The organism is Draconibacterium sediminis, from assembly GCF_000949475.1.
Taxonomy (GTDB): Bacteria; Bacteroidota; Bacteroidia; order Bacteroidales; family Prolixibacteraceae; genus Draconibacterium; species Draconibacterium sediminis.
In genome coordinates, this window is sequence record NZ_JRHC01000001.1 from 2,497,455 (window position 1) to 2,516,225 (window position 18,771).

The following is an 18,771-nucleotide window of genomic DNA, read 5'->3' on the forward strand; positions in this document are numbered from 1 at the left end:
CAACGGGTTTGGAATTCTTCCTGGAATTTACCTCTGATCGTTATTGGTTTAATCTGAATTTAATTTTAAGAACAGCGGCAAATAAATCAATATTGCCACCATCGAAAACAAGAGTCCGCCCATTGCGCCAACGGCAAAAGCAAACCAGAAAACTTCTTTTTGGCCGCCCCAGATAAATGGAATCAACCCTAAAACCGTGGAAAGTATGGTTAAGGCAATGGCGACAATTTTGTTGTTAAAAGCTTTCAGGTAATTTTCAATGCTGTAGGTTTTGTTTTTCCCTCTTACCAGGTTATTAAAGTCGTTGATAATGTATATGGCGGCATTCACCACCAATCCGCTTAACAGAATAAACGAAGCAAATCCTCCCTGGTCGAAATTAAAATCGAAGAGGTCAAAAGTAAGGAAAACGCCGATAAACGAGATGGGAATCAGGCTGATTACTGCCAACGGTTTTAACAGCGATTCGAATAAAATTGCGGTAACAAAATAAATGATCAGGATAATAAGCAATAACAATCCGTATTGTTTTTTATCGTTTTTGTCCCAGCTCCACCAGTTACGCTCCGGTTTTTGGGTTTTATAACCCAGCGGTAATACTTGGTTAATGGCTTCAATTTCTCGTTCTTGAACCATTTCGGCCAGCGGCCCGGGACCAATAAAATTGTAGTTCAGATACATCTGGTAAACCTGGTTCTTTTTGAAAATTGATTTTCCGCTTAGCCGTTTTTCGATGTCTCCGGCTTGCGACAATTTTTTCTGTCCGCGGCTGGTTTGAACGGGAATGTTGTAAAAATCCCAGTTATTATACTCGCTGTTTTTCGATGAAACCAATACTACAGGCTGTAACTCGGTTTGGTTGTAAAAAGCATCAAGGTTGCGCGAATAAAGCTGGGTAAACAACGACCCCGTATAATCCGAGTAACGCAGGTTATAAGCAGCCAGCAGCTCTTTATCTACATTCAATTTGTATTCGTAACGGGCATTCGAGCCCCAGCTGTCGGAACTGGTTATTTCCGTTTTCTCCACACGCGGATTTTCAAGCAGTTTGGCTTCCAGTCGTTCGGCATATTTATACAGCTGGTCGTAATTGTATCCGGTAAGCAAAATATGACTGTTTTTGTAATCCATGTTCAGCGAATTGGAAAAACCTTTTCCCACACCGTAAACACTCCAGTCCATTCCGCCCAGGGAAATTGCTTTCGATTCAATCTGACTTTTAAGCAAATAGGGGAACGATGATCTTTCGGCTTCATCTGTAAATTGTATGGTAACCGACGAGTTTTTGTAACCCGTTATTCGTGTTTCAAATTGCGCCACCTCATCAAAAAGGCTAATGTATTGTTCCATTTTCCGTACAGCATCATTCAACTGATGAATGGTGCAACCTTCCGGCATTTGCCCTCTTACGTATAACGTGGTTTTTCCCGGATCGGAATAAAAGCTTCCCTCAAAAACGTGCTCGGTAAACAGGCGTAAACTTCCGCCCATTACCTTGCTGAGAATAGGTTTAATTTCCGATTTAAACAGGTCGCCACCCAAGGTTTTATTATAAAGTTCAGCTGTTTTTTTAGTGCTTTCGATTTCATCAGGCAATTTTCCAATTGGTATACCAAAACCAAGTATGGCGAGTATAAAAAAGGCCCAGCGGAAACGTTTTTCAAAACGAATAAAACGAAGGTAGAAGTGGTTTGAGCGGCTTATTCTTTTTAGTGTTTTTACCGGTATCGGTTTGGGTTTGGTGTGATAAAGTTGCTCCATTAATGCCGGAACCAGAAACAAAGCTATAACCAGCGAAACACTTAGATTGATAAGCATTACATAGGTAAAATCAATGAGCATCAACTTCTGGTTTTCTTTCAGAAAAAATATCACTGATAATGCTCCAAGCGTTGTGAGCGTAGCCGCCAGTAAAGAAATAAAAACACGCAGCCCTTTCTGCCGCTGCAGGTGACTCACCATTATTATGCTGTTATCGATGATGATACCAAACGAAACGGTGATTCCTGCGAGTGAATAAATATGGATCTCGACTTTAAAGAGGTAATAAAAAACTGCAGCTATAAGCAGGTTGGCGGCCAGTGCAATAGATAACACCGCCAAAACGCGAAACGACCGGCTGGCAACTAATACAAAAAGTAAAAGAATGAGCAACGAAAAAAGGGTGCGATACCCGATTTTTTCCAATTCTTCTTTTATGTATTCGGTTGAATCGGAAGCGATCATTACCGAATAACCCATCGGAAGTTTTTCCTGAATTAGCAGAAGCTGGTCTTTTATTTCGCCGGCCAGTTTTAGCTGGTTTTCTCCCTGTGCAGCATAAACCACCAGGTTAATGGTGTTTTTGCCATTTATGCGGTAGTAGGAGGTAGGTGGTTTTTCCTGCAATTTAACTGTGGCAATGTCGGAGAGGCGGATAATGCGGCCATTTTTATTGGCAACCGGCAAACTGATCCATTGCGAAGGTTCGATAAACTGCGTGGAAGCCAAAACCGGGACCGAAACATTGGCTCCATCGTTTTGGTTGCCTAAAAAGTTTTGATCGCCCAAACGGTTGATAACGGTGCTGATTTCGGCAGGTGTAATTCCGTAAAGTTTTAGTAACTCCGGATTGTAACAAATTTCCCACTGGTTAGGCGAGGCTCCATAAAGCGAAATATCGGCAATACCTTTAATTTTAAGCAGCTCGGGAATAACCAGCTGCTCGGCTTTGTTTTTTATGTAATAAGTCGACGAGTTGGCGTTAAGTGTAAGCACCATAAACGAAACCTGGTTGTCGTCATCAGCGGCGTTGGTGGTAATTTCCGGATAGCTCATTTCGGCAGGCAGATTACTGCGCAGTTGCCGGATAAGCGTTGATACCTCGTAACGTTTCTGGTTCAGATTTACCGATTTATCAAACTCAATAACTACGTTGCCTGAACCCACCGAAGAAGTGGATTCGATGGATTTTATCCGGCTGACTTTCCCCAAAACACCTTCAATTTTTGATGTCTCCTGCTCAATAACTTTTGGCGATGCATTGGGCCAGTAAAAGCTAATGTTTAACTGTGGTAAACTACGGCTGGGCTTAAACCGGATATCCAGCTGCGGTATAAAAGCCATACCGATTATTATAAAGGCAAGAAACACCACAATTATGGAGAAGGATGAAAAGGCTGACTTCCTATTAAATTTAGATTGCATTTGTTTGTTTCTGAAAGTTTTAAATTTAACAAAAATCAGACCTTATTTTGTTATTTCATCTTTTTGAGTAACGTTTGAAATGGAATTTTTTGTACTGAAAAATAAATATTATTTCTCTGATACATAATATCGTTTCATCTAGCGATAAACCTATATGATTTAATTACGTGTGATCATCTGCTTGATAATATTAATATATTCTTTTTGTTCCTTATCATCATTGATGAAATCACCTTCAATAACTATATTCCCAGATTTGTCGATTAGAAAGCAAGTATTTATGGCTTGATCTATTAGATTATAATTCTGATCCCACAAAATTTGGGTATCTATGTTAAATTTATCTCGATAAAAATTAAATGTTATTGTATCACTTGTTTCAACGATAAAGAATGTTTTTAGATAATCATTTTTGTGTTCTTGATAGAATAAATCGGCTTCTTGCATTTTGTTTAGACAAAGAGAACATTCACCGTTGAAATAGAAGACATTTATGTACTGATAATTCAATAAACGACTAATATCTAGAGAATCTGATGGATATAATGGTGTATAAAAAGAATTTAATGAGTCAATCTCATTTTGTGTAAAAAGTTTATTTGCTTGCCCTTTAACGTTATTGGCTAATCCAAGGATTATAAAAAGAAATAAAATCCTAAAAAATGTATTCATGTTTAAAAATTAAATTTATAGATACAAGGTTCAAGGTCTTTATTTATTCCATATATAATATTGTTTTCCCAGTCCACAGCGATATTTGTAACAGAGTGATCGAGTTTAAAATGCTGTAATAGACTTCCATCGAAACCAAAATGGAAAATGTGATATGCTGGTGAATGAGCAAATTTATACCTGGTTCCATCATACGGAATCATAAAACTTTCCGAATTAGAACTAGGAAGGTTATAAGTACAGGCATTTTTGTTTGTAATAGCAGTCCTGCCGTTTTTAAATATTAAATCAAGGTTTTTATAGTCAGGACCTTGGAATTCTATAGTTTTATCACCCGCAGCATTATAAATACTAATTCGGTCAGAATGCAAATATGGCATAATAACCCTGTTTCGATCTGAAGAAATCGCAAGACGAGAACCAAAGATATTTGAACCTTCTTCAGGATTAAAAGGAAAATCTATTTCAGGATACGTATCCAGAAATTTAATTAATTCTCCATCACGTGTTAGCAAACAGTTCATATACCCGTCTTTATGTCCAATCAAGTTACAGAATAAGTTACCTCCTTCAAGTTCCATTACTTTTCTTACCCAAGTTTCATTCTTGAAAGTAATTGAACGGGTATATTTTTTAGGGGCATTTGCTAAAATCATATCCAAATCAAAAAATACAATCTTCCTTCCTATAATATCTTGTACCAAAATTCTCTTTTCATTTTCAATGTATTGAATGCAAAATGGACTAACTAACTCCCCTGGTCCTCTTCCTCTTTTACAAAATTGGGAAATTATTTTTCCTGAATTCAGACTGATTACATCTACTGCAGGATTGGCCTTGTCATTTTTTAAAAACATCAAGGTATCTGAAATTATTATCTCCAAAGGATTCATTAATGGATCTTCGATATGCAATTTTTCTCCTTTCAGTTCAATAACTTCTTCAAAATCATCAAAACCGAAATTGACTGTTTTCTGGCCGGTTGCAATTTTTGTTGTGCTAACTATAACTGTGGTGCTGATAAGGATTATAAAGAGTAATTGTTTCATCTTTTATTCATTTAAGAAAGGTTGCCTTGAGTATTTGCAAAATCTCCATTAACTAGTAACTGAATGGTATTTATAACTAAAATCTGAATTTGTAGATGCAAGGTTCTAAATCTAAGTTGGTTCCATAAATAATTTGATTTTCCCAATCTACGGCAATATTGGTAACAGAATGATCGAGTTTAAAATGATGTAGCAGACTACCATCAAACCCAAAATGGAAAATTTGAAAAGCCCGCGATTCGTTATATTTATTTATGGTGCCGTCATAAGGAACCATAAAACTTTCGGAATTAGCACAAGGGAAATTATACGTACTAATATTTCTGGTGGTCAGCGATGTACTGCCATTTCGATAAACAAGATCGAGTTCTTCGTAATCGGGGCCTTTAAATTCCAGAATTTTCTCGCCGGTGTAGCTGTACACACTTATTAATCCTGAATAGTCATAAGGCATGATAATTTTATCAAGAGAAGAAGATACCCCAAGTCGGGGACCAAAAATATTAACTCCTTCTTCAGGATTGAAAGGGAATTTGATTTTTGGATATTTGTCGAGGAATTTAACCAGCTCTCCTTCCGGGCTGAGGAGGCAGTTCATATACCCGTCTTTATGTCCGATGAGGTTACAGAAAAAGTTACCGTCTTTCAACTTTACAACTCTGTGCACCATTATTGAATCCTTGAAGTGAACCACTTTGCTATATTTCTTGGGAGCATCTTTCAAAATCTGATCCAGGTCGTAAAAAACTACTTTTTGTCCTGCAGCATCCTCAATCATGCATTTTTTTTCATTGTCAATGTATTGCGTGTCAAAAGGACCAATTACCTCACCCGGTCCTCTCCCTAGATTGCAGAATTTCGATATTGTTTTTCCGGAGTTTAAGCTGATAACATCTAAATTTGGACTAACTCCGGTGTTTCTAACAAACAGCAGAGTATCAGATAAAATAATACGCCAAGGATTCATAAGGGGATCTTTCAAATTCAATTTTTCCCCCTTCAGTTCAATAACTTCTTCAAAGTCATCAAAACTGAAATTAACGGTTTTCTGGGCATTTGCAGTTTTTGTTGTGTTCGTTGTGAAAATAACACTGATGAGGATTAGAAAGAATAATTTTTTCATCTTTTAAGTATTTACAAATATTCTACATTTTACAAATTGCCAACACAGGATTATCATCAACTTCCAAGCGATCAATTATTTCCGGATTTGTAATGGCGAGTTTTTTAAATGCTTCTTTGTCACTTAAAATCATATGCGGATAAATCAGGAATACAATTTCATCATTCATAGAGCCAGTTACCGGGTGTTTAAAAAAGTCCTCCGATCGCATTTTATAGGACCTTTTAAACAATTCATTTGTCTCTTTATTTAAAATAAAAATGTAGTCGATTAATTCTTTGCCATTGCCTTGGCGTTTTGGGCTTTGCCTGATACTGAAAAAAGCATAAGAAGGAGTTTCAAAATAATTCAATACTGAAGCGAAAGCACTTCTCTTCAAAAGCTGAAACGCCTGTAGTGGTTCACTTTTATAAAACTCATCAGGAACCCGATATTCTCTCAAATCAATAGTATAGGCCGGGAGTAATTTACGATCAATCGTTTTATATAGTATATCGCAGTAACCTTCATGGTAAAATGCTTCTGATCCTAATCCTGAGAAATGATTTCCGGATATAGCCATTGAAAACCCAGTTGTATTTGGCAAATATTTACCTGTTACTTTTCCGTTTACATCAGTGGTATAAACTCTGAAAGGATAAGCTTTGCTGTAACTGGTTTCGAGAATATATCCCGGAGACAACCACTCAAAGGAATAGGCAATTAAATTTATTGATTTAGAATAAAGAAATGTGCCGTCATTTTTATACCCCACTATTTTTACTCCGTTTGCCGATCTGGAAAGAACATCAATAATATCCCCATGAACGCAAATGTCTGCAATTGAAGGATATTCTTTAGGTCCACCACCTTGCTTCCCGATCTTGTTTAGAAATTTCCCTTCTTTATTAAAACGAAATATTTCTTTCTGGTTTGTATTGCTTGAAATATAGAAATCATCTCCTTCAAAATCTATTTTTAACTGCAAAAAATCTCCAATAAGCACATCGGGCAAAGTTTCTATGGGAATAAGTTCAATCGATTTAAATGATAAATCGGAATGCCCGGAACCAAACACATCTATTACTTTTGTATTCTCATCGGCTGGGTTAAGAGCTGATTTGCGGTTTGGCTCATTATTATAGCCGGCTTTCGGACAATCGGTTTTAAACGGAGATGTTAGAAGTGTGAGTGTAATGATTAGTAGAATTGTTTTCATAATTGGAATTTCTAACTTATTTGATAGGTTATTGGAGTTGTTTCGACAACTCATATTTTTAGTTTCACAAGCACTAAAAAAGAGTTGTCATCTTCCTTTAGGGTTTGGTTTAATTCCTTTAATGTTTCTTTCTGTTCAGGAAATTTTACTTCCCGGTTTTTAAATTCATCAGAATCTAGAAATAGTTTCAAATCCAACGCAGAAACAACCATTACAGCCAGCGTGTCGTTTGTATATTTTGGCTTAAAATCGGGTCCACCATTAATGTCGTTTATAAAACCTCCCAATTTGGATTCTTTAACCGCCATTCCCTGTTTGGCCTTCTTATCATACAATACACAACCTTCATCCTCTTTCATAACCTCGCGGGTTTGTATGTTGTAATGGTATCCGTATGGAATAAAAATGAAATTTTCAGTTTCATGAACACCTATCCAGCGGGCATCTTCGGGCATGGGGCGTGTCGACTTTCGTTCGTAAACCAGGTCATCGGGTATTTTGTGGTTTCTTAAGTCGATAAAATATTTGGGTACAAGCTTGTTGGTGGTATCATAAGTGTACACGGTATCGTTGTACCAGGCTTTCATATGCAGTTTGTTATTCAAACGGTAAAAACTGTTTTGTCCCCAAAAACTAACCATCGAATGACTCGTTTCATCTCTATCCCAGAACAGATGCTGGGCAATGGTTTGCAAGGTATCGCCCTGCTCGTTGTGTTCGATAAAAACAAAAGGATCGGAACCGGAATGCTGGTCGCTAAAACTGACCAGCAGACTATCTCTGCTCCAAACATTATACAAACGTTCAACGGCCTGGTACTTGATGGTTTTAATGTATTCGCCATCAAAATTGTAAACCAAAATTTTACGTGTCCAGTTGGTATGAATATAAATTCGCTGGTTTTTCTCATCGATTGAAAATAAACGGCAAAGGGCGTATTCTTTCGGACCTCGTCCTAATGTTCCGATGTGCCGGATGTATTTCCCGTCGCGCGAAAATTGAGTGATGAGCTTGTTACCCGAGTGTTTAACAAAAATATAATCGTTGGTAAGTTGAATATTCTGAACTCTTCCAAGCAAAGCTTTGGGGGTATTCTCAAATTGAATAATTTCGACTTCCGATGCAAATTCGGACAAATTAATGTCACGTTTGTTTTTTATGATCTCAGCAAAGGGAATGGTATAAAAGGCATCGGTTTCAACTGCTTGTTCTTTGGTAGTTTCCTCGTTTTGATCGGTTTTAACTTTTGACTGGCAGGCGAAAAAGATAAGCAGACCGCAAATGCCAACAAGTTTCGAATAATAAAGGGAGTATTGGTTTTTCATGTGTTTACCATTGGTTATTTCATCTTTCCCACAAAAAGAACTTCATTGTCGTTTTCATCCAGTTGAGCCGTAATACCTTTGATTTTCTCTTTTTCTGCCGTTTTCAGATCTCCGTTTTCCAGCAATTCGGTAAATTTGGTTTTAAGCTCATGTGCCGGCATTGTTGCTACAAACCAGCCGTTGTTACTCATAAAAAACTTGTACAGCTCAATTCCTCCGTAAAAATCATTCTTCAGTTTAAAGAAATCCGATTTTAATGTTTTTTTGTCGACAATAATTTTGGCGCCTTTGTACTTATCTCCAAAAATCACCGACCAGTAATGATTTTTGAATTCACGAACCCAGGTACCATAATTTTCTCCGGTAAACGATGTTACAAATTTTGGAACCATTTTGTTGGCTTCGGCATTGTAGTAGTAGAGTGTATCTGGTGTTTCGGCTCCCCAGCTCAATTTAAAATAATCGAATGCGCCGGCATTTCGTGCCGACGAAAGTTCGTTGTTAAATCCCACGTATTGTCCTTTGCTATTTCGCGGGTTAGTTACCAGGTGTTTCGGTTCGTAACATTCTTTTATCAGTTTTCCATCAATACTTTGTTGAAAGGCAATTGGAATTGGATCGCCCTCAAAAGGCATTGATAAAACGGTAAGTATGTTATTATCGATATAAAACTGGAATTTAGTTTGTGTGTACAATAGAGGAACATCGGGGAGACTCTCGTCGTTGAGTGAATAAGCAATTAGTTTTGTTGCCCGGGCAAAAGGAGCGAGATAGATTTTATTTGTTTCTTCACTAATTTGCATGCCGTATAGCGAATTAAATTCTCCGGGGCCTCTACCAATTTTACCAATATTGCGAATAAAATTTCCTTTTCGATCAAACAGTTTTATGGGCATTTGGCCATAGCTGTGAATAGCAATATAGTTTTCGGAAATGCCAATATGGTAAACACTTTGAAAAAGTGATTCTTTATTGGTTTGCAGTTGTATTAACTGGCAGTTATCAACTATCTTACTCAGAGGAAAGTCAATGGTGTCGGTTATTTCACTAATGTTACAGTCGATAACTTTGTTGTCGTTTACTTCGATAATTTTTGCATGCGAACCTTTTTCGCGGGGTTGGCACTGGGTAAAAAATACAATCACAAGTACCATTAGGAAGGGAGTGAAATTTAGTTTTTTCATGGGTAAAGCTTTATTAGTTTTTTGATTTTTTGTTAACCAGCAAAAACTATACCTAAAAGGTTAGTTGATTTTTTTACCTTGTTGAAAAACAGAGGAGTAGTTGCCCTGCTTCCCGTAAAACAAGGAAAACCGCTTAGTTGAGTTTTGCCAGTACAAAAAAGTGGTTATCGTTTTCGTTAAGTGTTTTATCAATTAAACTTGGTTATTTCAATTACCGGATTGTCATCAATTTTCAAATGAGAAGCAACTTCTTTTAGTTCTCCTTGTAGTAATCTTAATTTGTAACGTTCAACCAGTTTGTATGCCTGCCAAAGTTTTACATTGGTGTTTTCAGGCGCATCAATCTCTTTTGCTATGTATTTCCAGTTTTTCAACTGAGATAACTTCCCGGTTTCAATATCGAATAGAATAAATCTAACTTCATAATTCATCGGTTCGTTGTTGTCGGCTCTCTCTTTTTCCACTTTAAGGTCGTACGGATAAATGGATATAACCATAAACTTATCAGTTTTAGTCACGATTCCGCATATTTGTGGAGAATCAGAAAATACAGTCGGTTTCTGTACAAAAAGAGGGGTGAGGGTTTTATTCTCACTTAAGTAATAAATGGTGTCGGATGACATGTTCGACAGTATGAATTCGTTACCAAACTTACAATTTCCATTTTCGTGAAAATACAACGAATAGCAAATATTATTGGAGAGTAAATAGCGGGGATTGGCATTTTCCAAATGAATATTTAGTTTGGATTCCAAAAGACCATCTTTCTTGGAGATTAGCATGTATGGATTCTTTTCTTCGGGAAGTACCGTGCCCATCGCATGCTCATGGAAAATAAGCAGTAATTCATCATTAAAATTATCAATCCGTACAATTTTCAAATTCTTTGGCATTCGAAACGACCGCAAATAAGTTCCGTCTTCCGAATAGACAACAACTTTCTGTCCTATTTTGTCCAGAACAAAAATTTCGCTGTTCTTTTCATCGTAAAAAGCATAGGCAAGTCTGGTGTAACCCAATCCGCCTTTACCATTAAAATGGGAAATGGCTTTCCCGTTCATGTCGAACAGAAAGACATCTCCTTCAAGAATATCCGCAATAAAAATGTGTTTATCAGTTAAGGTATAAACATCTGCTCCGGCACCAAGGATAATATCTTTGCTGGTTTCTAATGGAATATATTTTGTTTCTACCTGTGGTGTAAAATCGGTTTTCGGGTACGATTTGTTTTTATCGATAACCGGAATCGATTTTGTAGTTGTTTGAGCAGTAGTAGCCAAACAAATAAAAAGGCTCAAAATTGGGAGGTATATATATTTGAATACCATCGTAAATAAGGATTTAATCTTTTAGTTTCACAAGCACTAAAAAGTGGTTATCGTTTTCGTTAAGTGTTTTATTCAACTGAATTAGTTTTTCCTTTTCCTCCGGGAATTTTACCGCTTTGTTTTTAAAGGCATCTGATTCGAGGTACAATTTCATATCAAGTGCTGTTACCAACATTATAGCGGTATTTCCGTTTGTTGTTTTTGGTCTGAAATCAGGGCCTCCGGTAATATCATCAATAAGTCCGCCTTGTTTTGTTTCTTTTATGGCCAGGCCTACCTTTGTATTTTTTTTATACAAAACCAATCCTTGCTTTTCATTCCGCAACTCCGGTTTCTCAATATCGTAATGGTAGCCATAAGGAATAAAAATGTTATCGGAGGTTTCGTGCACGCCAGTCCAAATTAAATTGTCAGGAACAGGTCGGGTTCGTTTGCGTTCGTAAATTAAATCATCCGGGAGCTTATAGCGACCTAAGTCTATACAATATTTCGGGACTAACTTATTACTGTTATTATACGTGTAGATGGTGTCATTATATGCACCTTTTAAATGAGATTTACCATTAAAACAATAATAGAAATTCTGTACGCCAAAGAATGGAGTTATACTTCCGAATTCTCCTTTTGAATCCCAAAATATATGATTAGCAATAGTTTGTAACGTATCTCCTTTTGCATCGTGCTCAATAAAAACAAAGGGTTCGGTACCGTCTATCGGTTCAAAATAGCTGATTAAACAACTATCGCGCCCCCAGATCCAGAAACACATGAAATTCTCAAGGGCTTCATAATTATAGGTTTTCAGGTAGTCTCCCTTAAAATTAAAAACCTTCACGTCAAGCTCTCCTGTATGAATATAAACTTTTTCATCTTTTTCATCTATCGACAATTTCATACAAGTGCCATATTCACCCGGTCCTTTTCCTCTTTTTCCGATGTCTCTGATAAATTTTCCATCGTGCGAGAATTGCAACACAGGATGTTCCCAGAATTTTACAAAGATGTAATCCTTTGTTAGCTCAATGTCCTCAACGTCTCCCAACATTGCTTCCAGAATATTTTCAAACTGAATAATTTTAGCTTCAGAAGCAAACTCCGATAATTTTACCTCTCGTTTGTTTTTTACAATTTCGTCAAACGGAATGGTGTAAAATGAACTGGCTGCTTCGGTGTTTTGTGTTTTGTTTTTCTCCTGGCACGAGTTGCAAATACCCAGCACCATTAAAAGAATAATAAAGAATTGCAGTGCTTGTTGTTTGATTTTCATTGTTCTTTTTTTTTGTTTGATATGGTTTGAAGTTGTTTGATATTGTTTGAAATGGTTTGATTTGTTTACAGTAACTGGTCAGGGGCAACTTATTCTTTTAGCTTGACCAGCATCAAAACCGGATTGTTATTTTCATCCAGGCGATTTGCCAGTTTTTCCATCTCTTTTTTCTTTTCAGGATGGAGAGGGGTGGAGTTTTTAAATGCTTCGGAAGTAATATGAGCTTTAATTTCAAAAGCGTTTATCCATGAAATGAGGTATTCAGCGCCATCGATGGTTACAGTATTTTGAATTTTAAAGTTTGGGCCATTGTCCAGGTCGTTAACCAGGCCTAATTCGTTATCGATTAGATATTGAGTCGAGTTCGATTTGTTCTGAATAAAACAGTTTTTCCTGTTTTTCCACTTGTACTGATAAAAAAGATGGTTTTCTGATTCAAAGAAATTCTTTTGGATAATAAACTGATTGAGTTTTGCAGAATTGCCTTTTTCCCTTACAGCGGTTGTATATTTCGCTTCGCCTTGTTTTAAAATGTATTTGGGATTAAAAGTGCCGTTATCAAAAGAAAAAATAGTATCGGAATTAAGTTCTTTACAGTGCAAAATTCCGTCGTACTGATAAAATATACACTCAGGATTGAGAATAACAGCACCTGTTGAAACATTAAATTTATACTTGTTTTTATACTTATTTGTAGTCCGACCGTTTTCATCGAATAGAATAAAGCTATACTCGCTCTGGCCATGTCCATTATAGACAAATCCAAGTAGCCGATTGTTGGAATAAGCTAACGAAGTCAACTCGTCGCAATCAAGAGTTGTATTTTTTATCCATGTTCCATCCAATGAGAATTCTTTGATTTCGCCAAGGGAAAAAATATCCACTGTATTGTTACCTTTATTGTACAAAAATTCTTCAATGAATCGGTATTCAGAAGGTCCTCCTCCCTGTTGACTTATCTGGCAAATAAATTCTCCTTTGTTTGAGAACCGGTATACAGACCTTTTTGGCATCATTGGAGGTGGTGGTGGGGCATTCTTATCGCGCACTGCGTTGTTAGGATTTACTGATCCTAAAATAAAGCAGGATCCGCCTTCATAAATCAACTTGTCAATTTGTGACAGTAAAAAATCCGCATTTGTTTCGAGTGGGATGTAAATGATTTCCGAACCCAGCTCTGATATATTGGTAACACCGGGTTCGGTGAGTGCGGTAAGGTCAACAATATTTTCTGCTTCTTTTTTTTGTGTGCAGGAAAACAAGATTGTAATAAGTGTTAGTAAAATGGACAGGTTTTTCATTTGGTTTTAATTTAAGTTTCATAAGTGTAAAAATCGTATTATCTAAATTCATAGTCATTTGGTTTATCATTCCTCAACATCAGCCAAAACACTAATACTGATTGGCACCGGTGAAGCCTGCCAGTTTCCCTGGCTGGTAATTCTGAAAAAGGTTAATTTTTGGCTTCCTGTGTAAAAATAAAGCTCTCCTTCGCCTAAATCTTTTACATGTTCCAGACTCACCAGGAAGTCGCCGTTTACAACAATATTATAGGGCTTTAAATTGATTGTGAGTTCGTTGTTTAGCGTATCTTTTGACATTTTTAAATAGATAGGTTCTTTAAGAATATTTGTAAATGTCATATCATCTTCAGCGCTGTAAACGTTTAAGCGGTAAAAAATGCTATCGTACGAGCAGGTGGAGATATTTATCTTAACCTGTTTTAAAAGGGCAGACTTTTGTATAGCCAGCCGTATGCCGCATTCGTAGCCCCGGAGATTATCTTTAAATCCCGCAATTACCTTGCTGTTTCTATCGGTTACCCCTAATGTTTTTTCGGTAAAGTTTCGCGGTTTTATTACTACTTCTGAAATGTCGTAAGCTTTCTTTTTTAGGTAAATTTTGTGGCTGGTTTTATTTCTGAGGTTGGCTATTTTAATCAAAAGTGGTTCGTATCCGATGGCTGAAAACAACAAGGTATCAGCATCCATTTCCGAATCCAGAATAATATTGAAAACGCCTCTTGTATTGGATACGGTGCCAACATTTTTGCCTACGATTCCAATATTTACAAACTCAATTGGTTTTTGGTGTGCTGAATCCATAACAATCCCTCTTATTTCCTGGCAATACGACAAATTGCAGTAGCATAATAGTATGATTGTACAGAAGCGGATCATTTTATTTTTATCTGGTTTTTAGATAATTGGAGTACATGATTGTAAGTGTTTCGTATTACTTCTCCGTCATCACCATAATCACTGGATTTGATTCTTCATCCAGTTCCGCTGCAATTTCTTTTAATTTACCCGTCAATTCGCCATTTTTATAAGCCTCAACAAGCTGAAAAGCTTCGATGATTTGAAAGGCCGCAAGCTCGCCGTTTAACGGGTGCGATATCATGTCAACTGTTTGTCTTTTTTGGTAGTCGGCATTGATGATTACCGGCTCGAATACAGCATTTTCCTGCTTGTCGTACAGTAAGTCACCGATTGGAAAACCTCTTCCGGTAGAAAAGTTGAATTCCTTTTTTACGGTTGAGATAAAATAGTATTGGCCGGTAAGCGTACCCATTTTCAAGAATACCTCAGGATCTGTGGTCGGTTTTTTCGCTAGAAACGCTTGTAATTTATTCTCGTGCGAATTAAAGTTGTAAACGGTATCGGACGATGGCTCAACAAGTAGCCAGTTCGCTTGATTTGGAATAATTGCCGGCACCGAAGTGGCAACCACTGCATCTCCTTCCTGAATCATCGGCGCCTTAATCACATCAAAAGGAATTGAAATATTCCGGATAATACTTCCGTTTTGTTTCGATAGAATCATATGATAAGGTTCGTCGCCTTTATTTTGCCCAATATTATATTTCGCCATCTCATTGTAGGCAATCAGCTTGTCCGAATCATAATTGAAAACATCTGTATATCTTACGTTTTCTATATAATTGAAACTTCGTTTGAAGTTCCCAAACAGGTCATACACCAATACCTTTTTCGATGTAAGACAGTTGACAAATAGTTCGTTGTTCTTCTCGTCCGCGACAATATTGGTCAGATGACTATATTCTTCCGGTCCTTTACCCAGCATGTTTAGTTTTCGTAATGCTTTGCCTGTTTTTCTGTCAAAAACATAGATATTACCATCGTTGCTCCAGTTTTTTACAATTATGATTTTCTTACCAAGTGCCATTACAACACCGCTGGTAACAAACTCATTATTTGTTTCCAACGGAATATATTCTACATCCATAAAATCCTGCAGAATCAGTTCTTTTTCCGGATAACTTGCTGTTACGTCAATTTCTACCAGACTATTGTTTGAGGCAGGTTGTTTGCATCCCCCAATTACTGCCATTACGCCCAGTAGGATTAGAAACGTTGTAATTTCTTTCTTTGCAATTTTCATAAGGTTCCGGTTTTTTTCCTCAGCAAATAGTACATCATCGGAATAAAATACAAACTAACCAGTGTGCCCAGCAGCATTCCTCCTATGATTGCCAGTGCCAGTGGTTGTTGCAATTCGGCTCCCATACCTTTCTGAAAAAGGAAAGGCAACATTGCCAGGATGGTGGTTAAACTGGTCATTATAATCGGTTTTAAACGCCGGTGTCCGGCTTCCATTACTGATCGGATCAAGGAATAACCTGAGTCGTGTAACTTGTTCATGGTGTCGATTTTCAGGATGGAATCGTTGATGATAATCCCGGCCATTACAATAATTCCGATGGCCGACATAATATTGATTCCGACACCAAAGAGTTTAAGCGCCAGAAAAGCGCCAAACAGGTCGATCGGAACTTCAAGCAATACAATTACGGGTAGAACAAACGATTCGAACTGTGCGGCCAGAATGAAATAGAGCAGGAGTAAACTAACTCCAATAATCATCAGTAATTCTGTAAGCATGGCTCGGTTCGAAAGTATGGAGCCCCGAAACGTAAGGTCGAAAGAGGAGTGATTTGCCGCAATGGTTTTTATATCCGCCGAAACCGTTTTAAAATCACCCGGGTTGATCTCAAATTCCACCGGGAAATATTCGTTTTCCTTGCCGGCAACAATGGATTTTAGCCCTGAACCACTATTTACTTTTACCAATCCCGACAGCGGAATTTCCTCATTGTTCTGATTTCTTACCTGTATATTTTGAATGATTTGATAAACCGATTGGTAGGAGTTGCCGATGCTTACCGGAACAAACATATTGTTGTTGTTAATGGTAAACACCGTATTGACGTTAAAAGCACTTTTTACTTCGCGGTAAAGTTCGTCGTTGTCTACCTCGTAAAACATTAGTTTCTCCGGATCGGTTTCGAGCAAAATCAATTGTCGTGTTATCAGTTTCGATTGCAAACTGTTGTGATAGTTTTTATCCAGATCGGCTAACAAGGATGAAAGCTCATCGAGGTAATTTTTATTGCCCGGATTAAAGTGTGAAAAACGTGCAATTAGCGGGGCATCCGATTTGCCAAAGGCCAGGTTAAACAGGTTGTCGGCTTCCGCAAAACTAAAATCGGCAGCGGGGAAATTTCCGGCGAAATACGTGCTAAACTCCTTAATCATTTTCGATAACCCGGCCGGTGATTCTGCTTTTACGATCAGTTTGTTTTCTGTTGTTCCGGCATCCTCTCCGCTGTTTAACAGGTATTGTTGTTTTCCTGCTTCTTCAATAAAATAAAGTGGTTTTGTAGTTAAAGAAGCCATTAATTCATTTACCCGTTTGTTATTTTCTTCTAGCGTAAGTGGTTCATTCCAGTCGATTTTTAAAACCATTTCATCCTGGCTTACTTCCGGGAATCGCGAGGTGGTTAACATTCGAGCTAATACAGCTGCTCCGGCTAATAAAAGGATTACAAACACAATAGTGGCAGCCTGATTTCGGAGCACAACCTTTAATCCGTGTTCGTACCAGCGATAATAACCGGGATCTTTCCGGCGCTTTTGTTTTTCCTGTTTCGCTTTTGAATAAAACAGCCTGTAAAGGGTAGGGAGGAGGGTGATTGAAACCAGCAACGAAATACTTAAGCCGATAGTAACTGCAATTGCCTGATCGAAAAACAAGGCTCCTGCCATTCCTTTCATAAATATTAAAGGAATAAAAACAGCACAGGTGGTAAGTACCGAACTGATTAAGGGGCGGATAACTTCGTTTGTTCCCACCTCGCACGCCCGTGACAATGTAAAATGCCGGTCGCGGTATTGCGTAATATTATCGATTACAATAATCGAATTATCGATCATCATTCCAACGCCAAGTATCAATCCTGAAAGCGAAATAATGTTGATGGAGAGTTTAAAGAGGTAAAAGAAAAAGAGGGACAGCAACAGCGAAACCGGAATGCTGATACCGATTAGCCAGGGAGCTTTTCGTTCGCGCAGAAATACAAATAGTATCAGAAAAGCAAGCATTCCGCCGATTAACAGACTTTGCCCCAGGTTATTGATAGAGTACTCCAATAGTTTCGACTGATCGCGGGTAATCGTAAATTCCAGTTCGGGGTAATCTTCTTTAAAATAACCGACCAACTCACTCAGCTCGTCCTTTAAGTCAGCCATTTTTGCATCCGATTGTTTAATCACTGCCAGGCTAATTGCACTTTCTGAGTTGATCTTTATGTTTCCCTGTGGTTTTTGTGGCTGAAGACTCACATCGGCAATTTCCGATAGCGACACCACTTTTCCGTTCAGGTTTACCGGAATCTCGGCAATCTCTGAAACATCACGAAGCCGGGTGTTGAAGCGAATGTTGTACTGGTATTGTCCATCGCGTATTAAAAGGTTTCCCAAATCAATATTGTTATTATTCAGCTCCTGCTCCAGTTGCGAAATGGTAAACGTGCCGTTTGGCAGGTAGGCAGCGTGCGGTGTTATTTTAATTTCGGGGTATTGCAGACCGCTCATGTCAACCAATGCAACTTCAGGAAGCTGCTCCAGGCGTTTTCGTATCACCTGGCTGGTGAAATTACTTAGTTGCAGAAATTCCTCTTTGTTGCCGGTTATCAGTTCCTGCTTTTTATTCACCATCAGGTAAAAAACGGGTATATCCGAAGCGCTGGCTCTAATCACTTCCGGGCGTTTCATTTCGCGAGGAAGATAGTTCATGGCCTTATCCACTTTTTCGTTCACCTCAATGGAAGCCAGATCGATGGAAGTTCCGTGTTTAAAGCGCAGTTCGATCCAGGCTGTTCCATCACGTGTTTCGCTTTTCATTTCCTCAATGTGGTTCACTTCTTTTAGCACACTGCGGATTTGTTTCACTACCGAATTTTCCAGCTGGCGGGCCGGCATTTCGTTCGATGGCACCCGGATGGAGATAACAGGAATATCGATGTCGGGCATTAACGAAACCGGAATTTGCACAGTGGTGGCTATCCCAATAAGTAGGAAAGCTAAAAATGCCATTGTTACAGCTATCGGTCGATGGATCAAGAATTTTACCATGA

The 18,771-nt window shown here is 38.0% G+C and carries 13 protein-coding genes; all 13 read right to left on the minus strand.

Going from position 1 to position 18,771, the window contains the following annotated elements; translation table 11 throughout:
- Positions 1 to 48: 48 nt before the first annotated feature.
- A complete protein-coding gene (locus LH29_RS09690) occupies positions 49 to 3,186 on the minus strand; it encodes an efflux RND transporter permease subunit (protein ID WP_045028201.1) in 3,138 nt (1,045 codons plus the stop codon).
- A 159-nt stretch (positions 3,187 to 3,345) separates the two neighbouring features.
- The gene (locus LH29_RS09695; protein WP_045028202.1) at positions 3,346 to 3,858 is read right to left on the minus strand and encodes a hypothetical protein; all 513 of its coding nucleotides are present in this window, start codon (positions 3,856 to 3,858) and stop codon (positions 3,346 to 3,348) included.
- Between the two features lie 2 nt (positions 3,859 to 3,860).
- Positions 3,861 to 4,907 (minus strand): 6-bladed beta-propeller, encoded by a 1,047-nt coding sequence (locus LH29_RS09700; protein ID WP_045028204.1) that lies wholly within the window; start codon positions 4,905 to 4,907, stop codon positions 3,861 to 3,863.
- A gap of 76 nt (positions 4,908 to 4,983) precedes the next feature.
- The gene (locus LH29_RS09705) at positions 4,984 to 6,030 is read right to left on the minus strand and encodes a 6-bladed beta-propeller (RefSeq protein ID WP_045028206.1); all 1,047 of its coding nucleotides are present in this window, start codon (positions 6,028 to 6,030) and stop codon (positions 4,984 to 4,986) included.
- Between the two features lie 22 nt (positions 6,031 to 6,052).
- The gene (locus LH29_RS09710; protein ID WP_045028208.1) at positions 6,053 to 7,282 is read right to left on the minus strand and encodes a 6-bladed beta-propeller; all 1,230 of its coding nucleotides are present in this window, start codon (positions 7,280 to 7,282) and stop codon (positions 6,053 to 6,055) included.
- Positions 7,279 to 8,553, minus strand: coding sequence for a 6-bladed beta-propeller (locus LH29_RS09715; RefSeq protein ID WP_045028210.1), 1,275 nt, complete (start codon positions 8,551 to 8,553; stop codon positions 7,279 to 7,281). Before LH29_RS09715 ends, LH29_RS09710 begins: the two co-directional genes overlap by 4 nt.
- Positions 8,554 to 8,567: 14 nt before the next feature.
- Positions 8,568 to 9,737, minus strand: a complete 1,170-nt coding sequence (locus tag LH29_RS09720) for a 6-bladed beta-propeller (protein ID WP_082063519.1) — start codon at positions 9,735 to 9,737, stop codon at positions 8,568 to 8,570.
- Between the two features lie 188 nt (positions 9,738 to 9,925).
- A complete protein-coding gene (locus tag LH29_RS09725; protein ID WP_045028214.1) occupies positions 9,926 to 11,065 on the minus strand; it encodes a 6-bladed beta-propeller in 1,140 nt (379 codons plus the stop codon).
- Positions 11,066 to 11,078: 13 nt separating this feature from the next.
- Positions 11,079 to 12,332 (minus strand): 6-bladed beta-propeller, encoded by a 1,254-nt coding sequence (locus tag LH29_RS09730; RefSeq protein WP_045028216.1) that lies wholly within the window; start codon positions 12,330 to 12,332, stop codon positions 11,079 to 11,081.
- A gap of 89 nt (positions 12,333 to 12,421) precedes the next feature.
- Positions 12,422 to 13,633, minus strand: a complete 1,212-nt coding sequence (locus LH29_RS09735) for a 6-bladed beta-propeller (protein ID WP_045028218.1) — start codon at positions 13,631 to 13,633, stop codon at positions 12,422 to 12,424.
- Positions 13,634 to 13,699: 66 nt separating this feature from the next.
- Positions 13,700 to 14,512: a carboxypeptidase-like regulatory domain-containing protein gene (locus tag LH29_RS09740; protein ID WP_082063520.1), complete on the minus strand. Its 813-nt coding sequence runs from the start codon at positions 14,510 to 14,512 to the stop codon at positions 13,700 to 13,702.
- A 55-nt stretch (positions 14,513 to 14,567) separates the two neighbouring features.
- The gene (locus tag LH29_RS09745; RefSeq protein ID WP_045028221.1) at positions 14,568 to 15,737 is read right to left on the minus strand and encodes a 6-bladed beta-propeller; all 1,170 of its coding nucleotides are present in this window, start codon (positions 15,735 to 15,737) and stop codon (positions 14,568 to 14,570) included.
- Positions 15,734 to 18,769, minus strand: a complete 3,036-nt coding sequence (locus LH29_RS09750) for an efflux RND transporter permease subunit (RefSeq protein ID WP_045028223.1) — start codon at positions 18,767 to 18,769, stop codon at positions 15,734 to 15,736. Before LH29_RS09750 ends, LH29_RS09745 begins: the two co-directional genes overlap by 4 nt.
- Positions 18,770 to 18,771 lie beyond the last annotated feature (2 nt).